14 protein-coding genes and 1 pseudogene are annotated in these 16,128 nt (G+C 65.7%); 12 read left to right on the top strand and 3 right to left on the bottom strand.

Features of this window, described 5'->3' with window-relative positions:
* Window positions 1–292: 292 nt before the first annotated feature.
* The 11 genes and pseudogenes from ASE70_RS10250 to ASE70_RS10205 all read left to right on the top strand — a co-directional run bounded on the left by ASE70_RS10250 (window position 293) and on the right by ASE70_RS10205 (window position 12,145).
* Window positions 293–3,418, top strand: coding sequence for a hypothetical protein (locus ASE70_RS10250; RefSeq protein WP_056504371.1), 3,126 nt, complete (start codon window positions 293–295; stop codon window positions 3,416–3,418).
* The gene (locus tag ASE70_RS10245; RefSeq protein WP_056504366.1) at window positions 3,415–3,987 is read left to right on the top strand and encodes a DUF4376 domain-containing protein; all 573 of its coding nucleotides are present in this window, start codon (window positions 3,415–3,417) and stop codon (window positions 3,985–3,987) included. The genes ASE70_RS10250 and ASE70_RS10245 overlap by 4 nt, the downstream gene beginning before the upstream one ends.
* A complete protein-coding gene (locus ASE70_RS10240) occupies window positions 3,971–4,255 on the top strand; it encodes a hypothetical protein (protein ID WP_082450959.1) in 285 nt (94 codons plus the stop codon). The genes ASE70_RS10245 and ASE70_RS10240 overlap by 17 nt, the downstream gene beginning before the upstream one ends.
* A gap of 17 nt (window positions 4,256–4,272) precedes the next feature.
* Complete coding sequence (locus tag ASE70_RS10235) at window positions 4,273–4,524, top strand: hypothetical protein (protein ID WP_056504361.1); 252 nt, start codon at window positions 4,273–4,275, stop codon at window positions 4,522–4,524.
* Window positions 4,525–4,633: 109 nt separating this feature from the next.
* Window positions 4,634–5,230, top strand: a pseudogene (locus ASE70_RS21075) (DUF7940 domain-containing protein); the annotation flags it as partial.
* Between the two features lie 100 nt (window positions 5,231–5,330).
* Entirely contained in the window at window positions 5,331–5,783 is a 453-nt protein-coding gene (locus ASE70_RS10230; RefSeq protein ID WP_056504356.1) for a hypothetical protein, read from the top strand.
* Window positions 5,731–6,018: a hypothetical protein gene (locus ASE70_RS10225; RefSeq protein WP_056504352.1), complete on the top strand. Its 288-nt coding sequence runs from the start codon at window positions 5,731–5,733 to the stop codon at window positions 6,016–6,018. Before ASE70_RS10230 ends, ASE70_RS10225 begins: the two co-directional genes overlap by 53 nt.
* Before the next feature lie 18 nt (window positions 6,019–6,036).
* A complete protein-coding gene (locus tag ASE70_RS10220) occupies window positions 6,037–8,109 on the top strand; it encodes a sialate O-acetylesterase (protein WP_056504349.1) in 2,073 nt (690 codons plus the stop codon).
* 1,202 nt (window positions 8,110–9,311) lie between these two features.
* On the top strand, window positions 9,312–9,494 hold a 183-nt coding region (locus ASE70_RS20665), incomplete at its 5' end, for a hypothetical protein (RefSeq protein WP_235519767.1).
* Window positions 9,495–9,854: 360 nt separating this feature from the next.
* Complete coding sequence (locus ASE70_RS10210; protein WP_082450958.1) at window positions 9,855–10,652, top strand: DNA adenine methylase; 798 nt, start codon at window positions 9,855–9,857, stop codon at window positions 10,650–10,652.
* Window positions 10,653–10,930: 278 nt separating this feature from the next.
* Entirely contained in the window at window positions 10,931–12,145 is a 1,215-nt protein-coding gene (locus tag ASE70_RS10205) for a tyrosine-type recombinase/integrase (RefSeq protein WP_056504339.1), read from the top strand.
* Between the two features lie 220 nt (window positions 12,146–12,365).
* Here the strand turns inward: ASE70_RS10205 and ASE70_RS10200 are convergent, their stop codons facing one another.
* Window positions 12,366–13,139 carry a hypothetical protein gene (locus ASE70_RS10200; protein ID WP_056504337.1) on the bottom strand — a complete coding sequence of 258 codons (774 nt, stop codon included), beginning with the start codon at window positions 13,137–13,139 and terminating at the stop codon, window positions 12,366–12,368.
* An 845-nt stretch (window positions 13,140–13,984) separates the two neighbouring features.
* Here ASE70_RS10200 and trxB point away from each other — a divergent pair.
* Window positions 13,985–14,932, top strand: a complete 948-nt coding sequence (trxB, locus tag ASE70_RS10190) for a thioredoxin-disulfide reductase (protein WP_056504330.1) — start codon at window positions 13,985–13,987, stop codon at window positions 14,930–14,932.
* 40 nt (window positions 14,933–14,972) lie between these two features.
* On the opposite strand, the gene ASE70_RS10185 is transcribed toward trxB, so the two are convergent.
* Window positions 14,973–15,929: an aldo/keto reductase gene (locus tag ASE70_RS10185; protein ID WP_056504379.1), complete on the bottom strand. Its 957-nt coding sequence runs from the start codon at window positions 15,927–15,929 to the stop codon at window positions 14,973–14,975.
* Entirely contained in the window at window positions 15,929–16,108 is a 180-nt protein-coding gene (locus ASE70_RS19835) for a hypothetical protein (RefSeq protein ID WP_156356160.1), read from the bottom strand. Before ASE70_RS19835 ends, ASE70_RS10185 begins: the two co-directional genes overlap by 1 nt.
* Window positions 16,109–16,128: the final 20 nt, after the last annotated feature.

Raw genomic sequence — 16,128 nt, 5'->3', positions numbered from 1 at the left:
CGAGCTTGAACTCGCGGCTGAACTTCCGTCGTTGCATCTCCATCCTCCGGTTCCGAAAAACACCTTATCTCGGTGTCCACGAAACCGGCAGCAGCTCAACCGCCAGATACTGGCTCAAATTTGTCCACGCCGCCTAGGCCAGCGCCTGGTCCTCGGGCCGATTACGATTTCTCCGCAGGTTGTCGTCGTCGGATGGGACAACGTCGCCAATCCGAACGGCACGAAGCCTGCCAACAACGCTACGAACAGTGCGGACCCCACTAGCCCGTTTGGCGGCAGCACGGTTGGCGTCGTGATCGACACGGTAGATCGAGCGTCACAGGACGCGGGCGACGCGAAGTCGATTGCCGAGCAAATCAATACGGTTGCCATTCCCGCAATCAACCAGGCGGTGGCGACGGCGAATGAGCGGATCACCGCTGCCCGGCAGGATGCGGATCAGGCGGCGGCCGATGCCAATGCCCGCATCGATGCCGCCGATCGGGCGATCGACGACGCCGTGCGCGACTTCGCTGCCGAGGCAACCCGGGCGCAGGGAGCCGACGAAGCCCTTACCCGGCGGATCGATTCGATCGTGGCCGAAAGCGGCGGTTATGATGATCGTGACCTTCGCGCGATCATTGCCACCGAGCAGACGGTCCGGGCCGATGACGACCGCGCGCTGGGGCGCGAGATCGCCACGGTTTCGGCTCGTGTGAAGGATGGCGATGATGCCGTTCGCGCCGACGTGAAGGTCACAACCGATGCGCTCGCTCGGTCGGACGAAGCATTCGCGCAGCGAGCCGAGGAGATCGAAGCCAACCTCGGCACGGTCGACAGCCGGATCACGGCAAAAGCCGAGCAGATCACGACCGCCTATGTTGAGGCTGACCGCGCTCTCACGCGGCGGATCGACAGCATCGTGGCTGAAGGTGGCTATGACGACCGGGACGTGCGAGCCGAGATCAAACGCGTCGACGATACTGCGATCGATCGCGACAGCGCCGTCGCTCGGCGCATCGATACGGTGGAGGCGACCTTCTCCACCGGCGGCGGCAACATGGTGCCGAACAGCGATCTCGTTACGACGGACGGTTGGTCGACCGGCATTCATGCGCCCGGCGGTCCGCTAGATCCCGCCCCGTATTTGGGTTTCAACGCGGCCGGTGATCCGTACCATCCGTCCGGTGAGAACGTGCTGTCGATCCTGCAATACGGACCGCCAAATTCGGCTGACGGTTCCGCGTATATCGAATGGGCAAGCGCGACCTTCCCGGTCACCGCCGGCGAATACCTCCAATTCTCTGCGCTGGTGAACTGCCACCGTGCACGGGTCACAGTGTTTTTGGCATTTCGCGATGCGGCGGGAGGGTACGTCACGGCGATCCCTTCGCCAGTCGTAGGACCGATCGACAACCTCGGTAACCGTCTGTCCTATTATGCTCGTACCGGTGTTGTTTCGGCGCGTGTGCCCGACGGCGCGGTCAACGGCTATTTGATCCTGCGGAAACTGGACACGATCAGCGGCCAAGCCGACAGTTACGCATGGTTTTTGCGTCCGTATGTCGGAACCGCGCGCGAAGGTCAGACGGCGTGGAACCCGTACAGCGTCGGCCGCAACAGCCCGGTGTTGTTGGGCACGGTTGCACGGGTCAAGGACACCACTGACGCGCTCGCTCGCGCTGACGCGGCATTTGCCGAACGGGCGCAGTCGATCGAAGCCAGCCTCGGGACGGTCGACGCGCGGATTGGCGCAAAGGCGGAAGAGGTGACGCGCGCCTATGCCGACGCCGATCGCGCGCTGGGCTCGCGCGCGGCGACACTGGAGGCCGCCGTATCTGCCACCAGCACCAGCATCGTCTTCAATGATACTTTTAACTTTTGGCCGGACGGTGCCGCACTGCCGACCCGCTGGTTTCTGTGGAGTACGAGCGGCAACTTCAGGACGAACAGGCTCGCACCGGGTCGCGGCGGCGGGCAATTCTGCGTCCAAACCTTGAACGACACGGCCGAGGTCGACAGCGGGTTCTTCCAGACCATCTACACGGCCGGCGCTGGCAAATGGGTGATCGAAGTGACCGCCGGCTTCGACACCTCGGGCGCGCGCGGTGCCGGCGTCACGCTGCACGGCGTCTGGAACATCGACTTCTGTTCTGATGCCGACATCAATGGCGTGATCGGTGATCGGCCCGGCGAGACCCGGTCGTGGACGAAGATGGTCGACCTTGATGGCCGTGACCAGATCAACGTCCACGCGATGCATGGGTGGTCGGGCTTCGGTCGCGGCATGGCCGCGAAGTATATGGTCTGGCACCGCTTGGCGCTTCGTCCCGCCACCGATGGTGAGATCAAGGCGGGCAAGGCGGATGCCGCGCTGAACGCGCCCGGCGGCGTGCTGGCGCGTATCAAGACGAACGAGGACACGCTCGCCGATCTGCCGAACCGGTATGCCGCAGCGAGCCGAACAACGACGTTGGAAGCGCAGCTGCGTGGCGACGCGCCGAGTGGCTTGAACGATGCGATCGGCGGCGTGAATGGCCGGATCGACACGTCGAACAGCCAGCTGATAGCTCGCATCGAGGACCGTGCAACCGCCATTGCCGATGCCAAGGCTGGGGCGGTGGCGGCCCGAGCCACGACGCTGGAGGCGCAGCTGCGCGGCGACGCGCCGAGTGGCTTGAACGACGCGATCGGCGGCGTGAATGGTCGTATCGACACGTCGAACAGCCAGTTGATCGCGCGCATCGAGGACCGCGCAACGGCGATCGCCGACGCGAAATCAGGAGCGGTGGCGCAGACCGTGCAGACGCTGCGATCAGAGTATAATCAGACGAAGGCCGATCTGACCGTAGTCGCTGGAGTGGCGAGCGACGCATATGGCCGAAGCCGGGCCTTCCTCCGGCAGGAGGCGGTCGCGGGCAACAATCGCGCGCAGATCTCGATCTACGCCGACAGCAACAGCGGCGCTGGCGTCGAGATCGTCGGCGACGTTCTGATAAGCGGCAACCTGCTGGTCACCGGAACCGTCAACACGCAGCAGCTGGCCGAAGGCAGCGTCAGCGGGTCGTTCGCGCTCTCCGGCCCCGACGTTCGCATCAATCCGGGCGGGGAAGTGACTTCGGTCGGCGGAAACGTCCGAACGTCGTCGACCTCTGCCGTCCGGATCGAATGGAAGATGCTCTCGGTACACCTTTTAGATGCCGGTCAGGGAAGCGACAATTGCTACGCAAATATCGTCCGGATCATCAACGGTGGCGAAACGATTGTCTTGGCCTATGCCCTCTCCCGAGGTGGCTTCAACACCGATTGGGTCATTGATTTCCCGCCGGAGGGAGTCGCCCGATATGAGCTGCGGTTTCGAGACTATCAGGGCAGCGGCGGCTCTTATTACTGGAATATGAGCCAGATCCAGATTGGCGTCACGGGGCTCAAGCGATGAGCCGATACGCGCTTGTATCCGGCGACGGTGATGTCGAGGCGGTCCTCTCGACCACGTCGATGCAGATGTTGGAGGACAACATCCCCCTCGGCGCGATCGCGATTGAGTGTCACGACGAATCGGTGATGCCGGGGCGGGTGATATGGGATGGTCAGGCTTTCGTGCCCGTCCTCCCGCCGCCGCCGTCCCTTGAGCAACTCAAGGTGCAGGTATGGGATGCGGTCCGGGGGGCGCGCGATCGGGCGGAATGGTGGGGTTGCAGCACGCCGCTCGGCCGCGCTGACAGCGATCCGGACAGCCAGCGCAAGGTCGCCGGCGCTGTGCAGATGGCGATGATCGCACAGGCGGCCGGCGCGCCGTTCTCGATCGACTGGACGATGCAGGACAACCGCAGCGTCACGCACGACGCTATCGCGATGATCACGCTCGGCGTTGCGGTCGGGCAGCACGTCGCCGCCTGCCATGCCGCTGCGCTGGCGAAGCGGGCTGCGATCGAGGCGGCGACGGATGCCTCAACGCTGGTCGACTTCGACAGCGAGGGAGGGTGGCCCGATGCGCCGACTGGCTGACGTGGTGATGCAGCTGCTGGTGTCGGTCGACCAGCTAGCACAGGTCGCGATCGTCGGCGTTGCCTACCTGCTGCGTCTGACCGATACCTGCCCCTCGGCCGACGAGACGATCAGCAGCTATGTCGGCCGCGGCCAGCTGCGCGGCGCACGCTGGGCGGCGATCGTCGCGCCGGCGATAGACGGCCTGTTCGTCCTGCTGGGGGAAGCGCCCGGCCATTGCCGGCGCAACGTCGAGAGCGCGTTTCTGGGCCTGCCGCCCAAGCCCTGACACCTGAAGGAATTGCGATGACCGACACGACGCCCTCGCCGGCGCCGCGGTGGCTGGCGTGGATGCCTGCCGCTTCGGTTGGCGCACTCATCGCCGGCGGGCTGCTGACCGGCGGTGGCTACATTTCCAAGCTCGACGAACAGGGCCGCCGTATCACGGTGCTCGAGGAAATGGCCAAGCAGCAGCAGGAAATCGACAAGCGGACCACCCGGATCGAGGCGAAGCTCGACGTGCTGGTCCCGCAGCAGGATCGGCAGGCACGGCGATGATGATCGATAGCGGAATCTTCCTCCTGCTGGTCGGCGCCGTGCTGCCGATCGCGCAGGCGGTCGCGGACAATTTTCGCGGCTGACGCCGCCCATCCAAAGGAACATCGAAATGCTGACGTCGCTCCTCAACCGGGGGCGCGTGCTCGCGCGCGCGCATTCGGTCCGCATCGCCGTGCTTGGCGCGGTCTCGCTGCAGGCCGGATGGCAGTCGCTGCCGCCGAATGTCGTCGCCCTGATCCCTGACCGGTTCCAGGAGTGGATCGGCAGTGCGCTCTTCTTCCTTGTGATCCTCGCCCGTGGCGTGCCGCAGCCGGTGGTTGCAGAGAAGCTTGGCCTGCTGGGCGGGGCGGTGCCGAAGTGGCTCGCCGCGGCGCGCGCACCGATCAACCGCGCAGTCACGGCGATCGTCGTGCACTGCTCGGCCACGCGCGAGGGGCAGTATGTCGATGCGGCCGAGATCCGGCGCTGGCATCTTGCGAAAAACTGGGCCGACATCGGCTACCACTTCGTCATCCGTCTCGACGGGATGATCGAGATCGGCCGCCCGCTGTACCTGTCGGGCGCGCATGTCGAAGGGCACAACCGGACAACGATCGGCATCTGCTACGTCGGCGGTGTCGCCAGTGACGGGAAGACGCCGAAGGACACGCGCACGCCGGCGCAGAAGGCCGCGCTGCTCGACCTGCTGACCGAGCTGAAGGCGAAATATCCGCAGCGCCCGATCGGAACCGCAACGGTCGCATCGATCCGCAGGAATGGATCAAGGCCTGCCCGAGCTTCGACGCGGTCGGCGAGTACACCGGCCTGTGATCGCAGGCCTCGCCAAGCTCGCGATCGGGATCGGGGTACCGACCCGTATCGCGAAGCCAGTGGCGATCGCCGTGGTCGTGCTGGCGATCGGCGGCGCGGTCTGGTTGGCGATCGCGCTGGTCTATCGCTCCGGTCGGACCGCTGGCGGGGCCAGTGCCCGGGTCGCGATCGGCGAACAGCACCGCGAGCGCACTGCCGAGGCGCGCGCCGACGAGCGCCTCGCGGCCGACGTGACGATCGCCATCGCCGACCGGACCGCGCGCGCGGACGTGCTGTCCGAGACCCTTCTCCGCTCCACCATCAAGGATCTGCGCAATGCACTCGACGCCACGCCGCCGGCTGTTGCCGGCGCTGCTCCTCCTGTCGTGCCTGTCGACCGGCTGCGCGACGACCTCAATGCGAGCATCGCTCGCGCGAACCGAGCGGCCGAAACTGCCGCCGCTCCCTGAAGCGCTGACGCGGACCGAGACGATCGCCCCGCTGACCGCCTCGCGGACGGGCGAACTGGTGTCGGTCCCGAAAGCCTTTCTTGCCGAGCTGCTGGAGCGGTTCGCCGAAGCCGTCGCCGCCGTCGGCCGTGGCAACGTCCGCGCCGTCGCCGTCCGCCAGGAGCGGACCTGCCTCGACGCCATCATCAGCACCGGCACCGCCCCTGCCGGCTGCACCACCCATCAGCCGCGCTGATCCTGCGGGAGCATATCCATGACCAAAGTTCTGTACTTTCCGCCGGCGTATCTGTTGTTGCCGCCGGTGTTGATGGACCTGCCCGAAGCGGCAGCGCCGTCGCTCGTGAACGCGGGCACCTTCGCATATCCGGTACCGATACTGGTCGATCGCGTGCTCGGCGTAGTAACACCGGCCCCGGTACCGACGCCTACGCCGAGCCCGACGCTTACGATCAGCGGCACGCCTGGTACGGCGACCGTAGGTACGTCAGCGACGTTCACGCCGGCGATCAGCGGCGGCACCGCTCCTTACACGCTATCGCTCGCCAGCGGCACGCTACCACCCGGTCGAGTGGTCAACGGATCGGCCAGGACGGTCACCGGCACCTACACCACCGATGGCAAGTACATCTATGTCCTGCGAGCAACGGATTCGGTCGGGGCAACGGCGGACCTGGCCATCAACCTGACCGTCGCCGCTGCGGTAGCCGGGTACGACGTGATCCTGCTCGCCGGACAGTCGAACATGGTCAGCCGCTCGGGTCCGATCAGCGCCACGCTCGACGCCACCGACGATCGCATCCTGCAGTACGGCTTCGATAGCCAGACGATCACGCTGGCGTCCGATCCGCTCGACAGTCAGGACGAGGGTGCTGATACGGTCAGCATGGGCCTGTCGCTGGCGAAGGCCTACATCGCCGATGGCAAGCTGGCACCAAACCGGAAGGTGCTACTCGTGCCGGTCGCGAAGGGCGACACCGGCTTCACCGGCGGCTTCTGGGTTGCCGGCGGGGAAGGCGATGTCGCCGCCATTGCCCGCGCCAACGCCGCTATGGATCAGCCGGGCTCGAACAAGCTGGTCATGATCGCATGGCATCAGGGCGAGCGTGACCGATTCTCGAACCGACTGGCGTATTCCTCCAACATCGATGAGCTCATCACGCGCTGGCGTTCCTCGATCACGGGTGCAGCTGGCGTGCCGTTCATCCTCGGCGGGCTTGTCGCTGGCGGTGCCCAGACTGCCGGCGATATCTCGGTCGCCCTCGAAGACACGCCCAACCGCGTCGCGTTGACGGCATTTGCCACGAGCGCCGGGTTGTCGGCCGGCAGCGACAACACGCATTTCATCGCGTCCAGCCTGCGCACGTTTGGCGGCCGGTATTATGCGGCGCAGGCCAGCGCACTTGCCAACAACGCCGCCCCGGCCGCGCCGGCCAAGGTCACCGGGCTGGTCGCATCGTCGGCATCCGGCCAGGCGGGTCTGACGTGGTCCCTGCCGTCCGCCAACCGGTCGGCGATCACCGACTACATCGTCGAGGCCAAGCCAAGCAGCGGTACGACCTGGACGGTGGTTGCAGATGGGACGTCTGCGAACACATCGGCGACGGTTACCGGCCTCACGAACGGCACCGCCTACGACTTCCGCGTCAGCGCAGTGAACGCGATCGGGACGGGTTCGGTCAGCGATCCGGCAAGCGCAACCCCGGCCGCGCCGCCTTCGACAGGGCTGCTGGCGACATATACCGCGCCGGATGGCACGAACCTGACGGCGTACACGACCGACAGCGGTCACTCGTACACCCGCACCGACGGGACGATGCAGATCATCGGTGGGCGTGCCACCGCGACGGCGGTCGGGGCGGATGGCGTCTACAGCTGGGAGCCGCAGAGCATCTTCCAGCGGATCAGGGCGCGGATGATCGTCAACAGCAAGAACGGTTCGCACCAGATCCGCTACCGTTTTCTCGACGCCAACAACCACTGCTACTTCGGGTTGGGGTCGGGCGGCTCGTCGCACTCGCTGGCGTGCGCCATTACCGGCCAGACCGGCAGCATGCAGGGCGGTGGGAGCATCACCACGCCGGCGGTCGCGGTCGGTGATGTGCTGGATTACGAGCTGACCATCACCGGGACCGTTGGGGACGAAACGCACACGCTGCGGCTTTCGCAGAATGGCGGGCCGCAGGTTGTTCTGTTCACCGGAAAACCGACGGCCATCGCGATGCAGACGTTGGCGAACCCCGGCAAGATTGGCCACAGGGAGTTCAGCAGCAGCAGCTCGGCCACGACCGGCGTCCAGATCGACAACCTCGACGCCGTCGCGCTGTAATTCAGAGCGGCACTTTCGGAGGGTGCCGTTCACGCCACTCGACGCGCTTCGGATCGCTGTCCCGCCACACGGCAAACGCGCTGATCGCGAGCAACGCCGTCAGGCAGAACGACAGCCAAACCTTCTGCCACCTCGGCATCGACCACCCCCGCGATCGAGGCCGAAAAACCCAACGCCTCGCCTGTCCCACATCGGGGCAAAATCCCGTCGCTGCAACGATCCGTCTAATCCGAACTGGAGCTATTATGACCGACGTCACCACCATCACCGCCAGGCACGGCAAGACCCCCAAATTGCTGCCGGGCCCACTGATCAAGTTTCCCGCCGCTCTCAACACGACCGTGGGAGCCTGGGACGAGGCGAAGCGGAAATACGCCTACAAGTGGGGTACCCGGGTCTGCTTCCTCGTTGGCATCGAGCGGCTCTATCTGGTGGAAGGCACGACCTATAGCGCGACAGCGCCCGTTATCGAGCAGCCGCCAGTGACGACGCCGACACCGTCCCCATCGACCAAGGTCCGCACCGGCACCTTCACCACGCCCGCCGGCGGCATCGAGGCGTTCCTGCTGACCGACTTCTATTCGCTTGGCGTCGGCAGCCTCGGCAGCTTCGGTACCGCTGGCCCGCTGCCGGCCGGTATCCCGACCGATGCCGATCGCGGCTATCTGCGCGGCGGTATCTTCTGCCATGCGACGGACCCGCTGATGGGCGACGCCGTCCTGTACGGTCGCTCTGTCGAAGGCTTCGTCACCGCGCACCGCGCCGGCGGCAAGACGGTCCAGTCGGCCTCGGCGGTGCTGACCGGCTATCACCAGGTGGACGGCACCGTGTCGGCCGAGGCCGAAGCGATCCGCTTCGTCGGTACCACGGACGACGGGATCGGTGTCGACCAGCGGATCTCGGTCGACGGCAAGCGCATCCTGATCGACGTCGAGTTGGCAAACCGCACCGCCGCCGAACTGGTCGACCTGCGCTACATGCGCCTGATCGACTTCGACCAGCCCGGTGCCTACGAGACCGTCAATGAGGTCGTGGAGCGCGGTCGCGCGCGGGCGACGATGGCGGGCAATCGCGTGATGCTGGTCGGCAGCGATGACCCACGTGCGACGATCGGGCTGGCGATCGCCGTCCCGCCGACGCTCGATCCCTATGCGATCAAGGCGCTGCCGGTCGGCACGAAGCGCAAGGGCGACGATTCGATNACGATCGGGCTGGCGATCGCCGTCCCGCCGACGCTCGATCCCTATGCGATCAAGGCGCTGCCGGTCGGCACGAAGCGCAAGGGCGACGATTCGATCCATATCGTGTTCGACATCGGCACGCTGGCGATCGGCGCGTCGACCCGCTTCCGGATCGTGATCGACGGGTCGGCGATCGCCTCTTGAGGCACCCTGCCCGTCAGGGCATAGCGAGCGGGCTGGTTCGAACCTAACCGTTAGGATCAGCCCGCGCGCGGAAATAGGCCGACCGGTTCGCCGGGTGGCCTGCGGAATAAAAGACCTTCGGGGAATACGTAGGGCGCAGTCGCCTATTCTGCGCGGTTAGCCACCCGGTACCTGGTGGTGCCGTTGAGGCGATCAGCCAACGTATCCCCGAAGGCCACCCCGACAGCTTTCCTCCTCGTCGCCATCCTTCGAACCTTCGGACCTTATCGTCCGGAGGTCCGAAGGGTTGCGACCCTCGCCGCTTGCCGTGGCGACACCAGCGCGGCCTAACCGACGTGCTTCTCCAGGAAGAAGCTGACCTTGACCGATCTCCCGAACGCATGCCCGCCGGCACCCTACCTCGGCGGCAAGCGCAACCTTGCCAAACGCCTTTGCGCGATCATCGAGACCATTCCCCACAAGGCCTATATCGAGCCGTTCGTCGGCATGGGCGGGATCTTCCTGCGCCGGGCTCGGCCGGCGCCCGTCGAGGTCATCAACGACCTGTCGGGCGACGTCTCCAACTTGTTCCGGATCGTCCGCCGCCATTATGAACCGTTCGTCGACGAGATGGCCTTCCTGTTCGCCGGCCGGGCCGATTTCGACCGGATGCGGATGGTCGACCCGGCGACCCTGACCGACATCGAGCGGGCGGTCCGCTTCCTCTATCTCCAGCGGCTCGGCTTCGGGGGGAAGGTCGTGGGCCGGACCTTCGGCCTGCGGCGCGACCAGTCGTCGCGCTTCGATCATGCCCGGCTCCGCGCCGATCTGCGGCGGCTGAGCGCGCGCCTCGCGCCGGTGACGATCGAGCAGCTAGATGCCGTCGAGCTGATCGTCCGGTACGACAGCAAGGACGCGCTCTTCTACCTCGACCCGCCGTATCATGAGACCACCGGGTACGGACTGGACTTCGGACCGGACCGGTACCGCGCGCTGGCCGACCGACTGGACACGATCGCGGGCAGCTTCGTGCTGTCGATCAACGACACGCCGCTCATCCGGGAGATCTTCGCCCGGTTCGTGATTGAGGAGGTCGCCACGACGTGGACGGTCTCCGGGCATGCTGCCCGCGCCGGCACGAAGGTGACCGAGCTGATCATCCGTAACCGGCCACGTTAAGTTTCGGCCGCCAGGATGCGGGTATCGAAGCGGGTATTGCCGGCTTGCGCAATTTCTCAAACTGGCGGTTTTCTGCGCCCTCGGATGTGACCACGGCGGACGGGTTGTCCGCCGTGGTCGGGGTAGGGCCCGGTTAGATCGGCTCACTCCGATCAACCCTGGGCCTGGGGGGGGCGGCCAAGAGCTGTCCCGAACCCCGACGCTCTCGGGGGGTATCCCTCCGGAATAGCCCCGCGCCAGCGGCGCGGCAAGTTCGTGCTTTCAGATAGGATTCGACGATGCTGACCAACGCCGCGGTGCGATCCGCGCGGCCGAAGCCGTGCGCCTACAAGCTCTCCGACGGGCAGGGCCTGCACCTGTATGTCGCGCCGACCGGGCTCAAATCATGGCGCGTGCGATTCCGCGTCGCCGGCCGCGAGCAGCTGCTGACCGTCGGCCAGTTTCCCGACGTCGACCTGACGGCCGCGCGTGACGCAGCAGCAGCTGCGCGGGACGCGCTGCGCGCTGGACGAGATCCGCGCGAAGAGCGCGCAGCGCGTGTCGAGGTCGACCGGACCTTCGCCACTGTCGCCCGCGCATGGCATGCGCACTGGCGGTCGAGCTGGACCGACGTTCACGCCGGCGACGTCATCACCAGCCTCGAGCGCGACGTCTTTCCGGCGATCGGCACGATCGACGTCGACGACATCGGTGCCGGCGACATCCGCGACCTGCTGCGCGCCGTCGAGGCGCGCGGTGCGATCGAGACTGCCAAGCGTCTGCGCCAGCGCATATCGAAGGTGTTCGGCTACGCGATCGCAAACGAGCTGGCCGAGGTCGATCCGTCGACCGCGGTCCGCCACGCGCTGTCGGCCGCGCCGATCGCCGGCGAGCAGCTGGCGTTAATCACGCTCGACGACGCGCGCGAGCTGCTGGCGGCGTCGACCGCCGCCGGCGGCCCGGCGATCGTCGATCTGGCGTCGCGCTTCCTCGCGCTGACCGCTGTCCGGCAGGGCACGCTGCGCGGCATGCGCTGGGACGAGATCGAGGGGCTCGACTGGACGGGCGACGCGATCGGGCCGGCCGCGCCAGTGTGGCGCGTGCCGGCGGCACGCATGAAACTCGCGAAGGCGAAGAAGGGCGACGCACGGTTCGACCACCTCGTGCCGCTGTCGCGGCAGGCGGTCGAGATCCTGCGCATTGTCCGCGCGTTCGGCATCGATACGGATCTCGTCTTCGGCCAGTTGTCGGAGAGCGCGATCGGCGGCCTGTATCGGAAGGCCGGCTTTGCCGGTCGGCATGTGCCGCACGGTTGGCGCGCCACCTTCTCGACCATTCTGAACGAGAAGATGCCTGCGGAGCGGGTGACGATCGATCGCGCGCTGGCGCACGCGGGGAAGGGGAACGTCGACGTCAACATCAAGGTCGAAGGTGCGTACAATCGCTCGAAGCAGATCCGCGCCCGCCGCCGGCTGATGCAGATCTGGGCCGATCTCCTATTCCCGGCCGCCTGACCTGTCCCCCCGGGGAGCGGGGAGGCTTTTTCGGCACGGTCCGTGCTCGTCCCCGTCGCTTAGCCTCGGGGCGGCGCAGCCGCCCTGTCCAGCAACGTCCGCTGGACGTGACGGTGCGTCTGCCGGGCGGTGGCAGGCGGGGACAAAACGCAAGGCGGGTCGGTTGGACTGGGTGGTGCTGCCTATTGATGCGTGTCGCGGAAGCGACACCTTCTGATCTTCATTCTGAGGGGGGAGACAGTCCATTATCCAGACTCGGGCATGGTCCTCGATCGACGGCGGCTTCCAGGGCGGCGAGGGCGGCAGCGAGCCCGGTGATGGCGGCGGGACGTGGAGCGGGGCTGGGCGCGGGCAGGGGGGGCGTAGTGGACCGCTGCTTTGCCCGAAGGACCATCCGGGCTTTTGCGCGGGCGAGCAGCTGGCGGAAGCGGTCGCGGACGTTCCGTCCGGCGCGGGAGGCGATGCGTGCCTCGTCGACGAAATACGAATTGTTGGTCTGCTGGCGAATCGGACCGCCCGGCATCGGATCGCTTAAGCGTATCGTGCGCCTAACCCATCCCAGGAAGCCATATTTGTCGAGGCGAGCAAGCGCGTCGACGATCGTCTGTCGGACATAGCCGGTCACCTTCATCAGTTGGCTGAGGGCCGGGTCGATCCGGCCAGTCTTGAACTCGTGCCAGTGATGCCGCAGCACCGCTTGCAGCACCACGATCCCCGTATCTTTCAGCGGCCGACCGTTGCCCTTGCTTCGCTCGAATAAGTCGAACTCGCGCGCGGTCGCCACCAAGGCGTCGACGACTGCGAACGTTGCCGCCTCACTGCCGTCGGCCAACCGCCGCGACACCTGCACGCGGCTGTCGTGGACGTCATAGCTCTCGCGATGGACTGCGCGATCGTGTCCGCGCTCGCGGCCAGAAAGCTTGGCTGCAAAGCCGCGGCTGACCGCCCGTGATGCGCGGGCGATTTCACGGGGGGTCGAAGGGGTAAGCGACATCGGTCGGCTCCCAACAGGGAAGTCGATGGGCGCACGAAAGCGCCGTCGGAATCGCATCCCGACGCCGCGCATCGTGTATGGGTTAGATCAGCGAGCCGCGACTATGGCGGGACTCGTGGATATCTGCGGGATGGAGGGGGGCCGCGAGCTGCAGCCCGCCGTCTCAAGCCTTATAGAGCTTGAGGGGTCTGTCGTGGTGGTCGCGCTCCTTCGCTACCACTTTATCCATCCGGTCAGAGCACCATCCGGGCTCCCGGAACTCCGACGACATCCGATGTGGCAGCATCCTCACATTCCGGCTTGGCCGCGTGTGACGGAATCAGTCGGTGGGCTGGATTCCAGGTTTGCCACGATCCGGTCGATCGCATTACATTGGACGACCATGCCGCAAATGTAGCTTTGCGTCTGGTAAAGGATACGGTTCGCCGTTCCCGACCACAATGCTCGTCCGTCCAAAACCGGTGATGCAAGATGTGATCAGCAGCCCATGCCGGCGTCCGTGCGATCGGTTTTTGTGTCCCAAAATCGAACTGTTGCCCGCTTCGTTGGTTTAGCTTCAACAACGATAACGGAGAGGTTCGGACATGGTTACCATTAGTCAACGCCGCCCGATGATCGATGGTTCGCGCGATCGTCCGCCCAACATGACCGGGTTGATCCTGTGCACCCTGCTGGCGATCCCATTCTGGGGAGTGGTCCTCGCCGTCGTCCTCTAACCCGTTCCCAAGGATGCGCTTGCAGCGGGTTCGGGACGCCCCATGTTGCGTTCGAATGTCGGCTCTGATTAGACGGGTCGAGTGTCTCGAACGGAAAATGTCGCAATGTCTGTAGTCCATCACACCCGTATGCTCGTCCTTGGCTCCGGCCCGGCGGGGTTATCCGCAGCAATTTACGGGGCGCGGGCCGGGATGGAGCCTATTGTAGTTCAGGGTATCCAACCCGGTGGCCAGTTGATGACCACCACCGACGTCGAGAATTATCCGGGCTTTCGCGATGTCGTGCAGGGTCCATGGCTGATGGGCGAGATGCAGGCACAGGCCGAGCATGTCGGTACCCGGATGATGTGGGACACGATCGTCGATGTCGACCTCACGCGCCGTCCGTTCCGCCTGACCGGCGACAGCGGCGACGTATACGAAGGCGACGTGCTGGTGATTGCGACCGGCGCACAGGCCCGGTGGCTCGGCCTCGAAAGCGAGGAGTTGTTGAAGGGCAAGGGCGTATCGGCCTGCGCGACCTGCGATGGGTTTTTCTATCGCGGCAAGAAGGTCGCGGTCATCGGCGGCGGCAACACCGCGGTCGAGGAGGCGCTGTACCTGACCAATCACAGCGACGATGTCACGATCATCCACCGCCGCGACAGCTTCCGCGCTGAACGCATCCTGCAGCAGCGGCTGTTCGCCAGCGACAAGATCAGCGTGCTATGGAACAAGCAGGTCGAACGTTTCGTCGGTGGTGGCAGTCCGCACGGGCTGGTCGGTATCGAACTGAAAGATACGGTGACCGGCGAACTGTCGATGCTGCAGGTTGATGGCGGCTTCGTCGCGATCGGTCATCACCCGGCGACCGAGTTGTTCCGCGGGCATCTGGCGCTCGACGAGGACGGCTATATCGCGGTCGAGACCGGATCGACCCGCACCAGCGTACCAGGCGTATTTGCCTGCGGCGACGTGATGGACAAGGTGTACCGCCAGGCAGTGACGGCAGCGGGGACCGGTTGCATGGCCGCACTGGACGCCGAGCGGTTTCTGCAGGCCGCCGAGTTCGACGAACTGGCCGAAGCCGCGGAATGACGCCGGGAGCGGGGGTGTTCCGGCACCCCCGCACGAAACCCTAAACGCCAGCGTTGGTCAGTCGGGCGAGTTGGTCGTCGGACAGTTGCACGCGCCACGACCCAACCAACTCCTCCAACTGCGCGACGCTGGTCGCACTGGCGATCGGGGCCGCGACACCCTCCTGCGCGGCCAGCCACGCCAGCGCCAGTTGCGCGAGCGTCGCACCGGTCTCCGGGGCTACCGCATCCATTGCAGCCAGAACCGCCGCACCTTTGCCCTCCAGCAACGTCGCCATGCCCGCACCCCGGACGCTTTGCGACAGGTCCTGCATCGAGCGGTATTTTCCGGTCAGGAAGCCGGCGGCGAGGCCGTAATAGGGCGCGACGCCGATATTATGTTCGACGCATAAATTCTGAAGCTCGCCTTCATATTTATGCCGGCTGACGAGATTATATTCGGGTTGCAGGACGTGGAAGCGCGGCAACCCTTCTGCAATGGCGATATCGATCGCCGATTTCAGTCGCATCGCTCGGAAGTTCGACGCGCCGAGTGCCCGGATCTTGCCGGCATCGATCAACCGGCCGAATGCGGCCAGATACTCGGCCTGCGGCACCGCCTCGTCATCCTGATGCGCATAATAGAGGTCGATACGGTCAGTGCCGAGCCGCGCCAGCGATGCCTCCGCCGCTGCCGCGATGCGCGCCGGTGCCAGCTTTTCGCCGCCGTCGCCGGATAGCATCCCGACCTTGGTTGCGAGCACCACCCGGTCGCGCTTGCCCGATTGCCGTAACCATTCGCCGATGATCGTCTCGGACTCCCCGCCGTGATGGCCATCGACCCATGCCGAATATATGTCGGCCGTATCGATCATCGTGCCGCCCATGTCGACGAATGCGTCGAGAATACGGAAGCTCTCGGCGCGGTCGATCGTCCAGCCAAAGACGTTGCCGCCAAGGATCAGCGGCGGGGTGGCGAGTTCGGTCGCACCCAAATTGCGCAGCGGGACATCGGTCATCATGGTTCCTTTGGTTGCGCCGTCAGAACATTGGCTTCGAGACTGTTCGCATCCAGCATCGCAGCAGCATCGTTCAAAGCCGCCGCTTCGCTATCGGTGACTCCACCCGGCGCACTCGGCTCGTCGCCCGCGCTACAAGCGGCGAGTAGCAGGAGGGGTAGGACATAGGTCTGCCGCATCGATCGTCTTCCTACGAAAA

The organism is Sphingomonas sp. Leaf22 (assembly GCF_001421715.1).
Lineage (GTDB): Bacteria > Pseudomonadota > Alphaproteobacteria > Sphingomonadales > Sphingomonadaceae > Sphingomonas.
The sequence above is the reverse complement of the archived record's forward strand: the minus strand, read 5'-3'. Positions and strand labels throughout refer to the sequence as shown.